This window comes from Myroides albus (assembly GCF_009711045.1).
Taxonomy (GTDB): domain Bacteria; phylum Bacteroidota; class Bacteroidia; order Flavobacteriales; family Flavobacteriaceae; genus Flavobacterium; species Flavobacterium album_A.
In genome coordinates this window covers 1-2,513 of the sequence record NZ_WMJX01000100.1, presented here as the reverse complement: position 1 = coordinate 2,513, position 2,513 = coordinate 1, and the positions used below count along the sequence as shown (strand labels likewise).

General features: G+C 32.6%; 2 protein-coding genes. Both read right to left on the bottom strand.

Features of this window, described 5'->3' with window-relative positions; all coding sequences use genetic code 11:
• Positions 1-122: 122 nt before the first annotated feature.
• A complete protein-coding gene (istB, locus tag GJV76_RS15405) occupies positions 123-854 on the bottom strand; it encodes an IS21-like element helper ATPase IstB (RefSeq protein WP_016649259.1) in 732 nt (243 codons plus the stop codon).
• 12 nt (positions 855-866) lie between these two features.
• On the bottom strand, positions 867-2,420 hold the full coding sequence (istA, locus tag GJV76_RS15400; RefSeq protein ID WP_038988475.1) for an IS21 family transposase: 1,554 nt from the start codon (positions 2,418-2,420) through the stop codon (positions 867-869).
• Positions 2,421-2,513: the final 93 nt, after the last annotated feature.

Here is a 2,513-nt window from a genome sequence, read left to right as displayed (position 1 = left end):
TGAATATTCCACTGAAAGTGAACAGCCTATTCCGGTGTGAAAGTGAACAGTGTATTCCAGTGTGAAAGTGGACAGTTCTTCGCCTTGTTTTTTAGTAGTATAAATATAGCTAAAAAGAGTTATTATTTTTTGATTATTTTTCTGAGAGATTCTCCTTCTAATTCAAAGCGAATAGCAGAGTGAATTATTCTATCTAAAAACGCATCTGCAATTGTTTTTTCTGAAAATAAATCATGCCATGCTTTTACAGGTAATTGTGAGCAAAAGATAGTTGTCTTATGATGATTACGATCCTCAATAATATCCATTAGTATAAGTTGCTTATCACCAGTAATGGGTTGTAATCCAAAATCATCTAAAATAAGTACATCAGTGGCGCTTAATTTTAGCAATTCTTTTAAATAACTACCATCAGCTTTAGTCATAGCCAAACGATGTAATAATTTACCTAAATTGTAGTATTTTACTTTATAACCAGCTACACAGCTTTGGAAGCCTAGTGCAGTAGCTAAGTAGCTTTTCCCTGTTCCAGTACAACCAGTAATAATGATATTTTGATTTCGATCAATAAAACTACAATCAGATAATCTTATAAAAGTGTTTTTATCTAAGTTTCTCTCAGCAGTAAACTTTACCTCTTGTAAACTAGCTTGATAGTGGAATCTAGCATTTTTTATAAGCCGCTGAGTCTTATCATTATTTCTTTGGTTATCTTCTGCCTCAACTAACCAGGCTATAAACTCGTCATTGGTAAAAGAGTCTATAGCTTTAGTTTCTAAGGATGATTCATAGGCTCTTTTCATACCATTAAGCCTAAGTTTTTGCATTTTTTCAATTGTTGCATTAACATTCATAAACATAAAGATTTAGTTAAAATAATTATTCCCTCTGATATTCTCATGTTGGGGTATAGCTTGTAAGTTTTGTTCTAATTCCTGTTGATCTAATCCGTTTTTTAAAATATTTTCAATAGCCTTATAGCTTATATGTTCATAAGCTAACGCTCGTTTACAAGCTAAGTTTAGTCTAGAATTCCCTACTTTACTAGCAAAGGACAAAACAGCTATACATGATTTAAAGCTCTGTTCTACAAAGGTTTGTTTGTGCAGTATTTTCCCAATAAAAGCTTTTGTTTCAGGGCCTATTTTATTGGCCCAACTAATAAAATACTCTTCACTCCAACCTGCATTATATTGACTTTTTGGCGGTAAATGCTCCTTTAAGGTTGAGTATCCACTAGTTCTCCTATTACGAGGATGAACAGCAATGCGTTGATAGTTATGATAGATTTCAACAATATTTTGATCTACAATAAGAGTTACTTTCTTTCCTAAGTACTGATATGGAACACTGTAGTGGTGTTTATCCTCTCTAAAATCAACGTGATAGTTTTTTAATACAGTAGCTGTTTTATAAGTTTTAATTGGATATAAATCGATTGGTAAAGCTTTAAGAGCTTGTTTTTCAAAATCCAAGAACATCTCTGTTCGGCTGCTTTGTTTCTTCTGAAAAGGATAGTCATTGTAAGGCTTTAAAAGTTTTTTAATAGCTGTGTTTAGCTGATTTATACTGAAAAATATCTGACCATGTAGTTTGGTGTAGATTCGGCTATAGGTAATATTAACTGCCATTTCCACTGGAGATTTATCCTTAGGTTTTCTGACCCTAGCAGGCATTATAGTGGTATCATAATGCATGGCAAATTTTAATAGTTGCTGATTTAATTCTGGTTCAATACGGTGTGGTTTAATTACTGCTGACTTTAGGTTATCTGGTACAATACAATTAGGTACACCACCAAAATAGTGTAATGCATTTTCAATACTTTTTATAAAATCAGGGGCTTTTTGACTTGCACAAGCCTCTACATAAGTATATTGACTAGCGCCTAGAGTGGCTACAAAAACTTCTACTTTACTAATATTTCCTGTTTGTGGGCATACAATTTCTAATTTTTTGCCAGCATAGTCAATGAATAGCTTTTCACCTGCTTTATGTTCAATAGGTACATAACCTTTTCCTTGAGCACACCAATTACTATAAGCCTCACAAAACCTACTATATTGGACCCCTTCAGGGTATTTCTCTTTGTATTGCTCCCATAGTATTAATCTTGTAAAACCTACTTGTGGTAACATTCTATCTACATAGGGAAAATACTCTAGTAGATCTGTAGTAACCTTATCGTTTTTGATTTCTGTCAGCAGATTAGGAGTATGGAATAAATCTGCTAAATCTTTTTCACTTAATTTGTCTAATTCACCAAAACTAAGCCCTGATTTACAAATATTATCTACATATTTAATCAATGTAGTTCTTGAAATTCCTAAACTAGATGCGATTCTAGAATTAGAAATTTCTTTGATTTTCATCTTAATGATACTTTTTATCATGGTCGTTGAGATAGGTTTATTAGCCATAACTTTGTGATTTTTAATCACAATTTACACTAAAAAACTAAGCTCAGAACTGTTCAGTTTGCACCGGAATCATCTGTTCAGTTTGCACCGGAA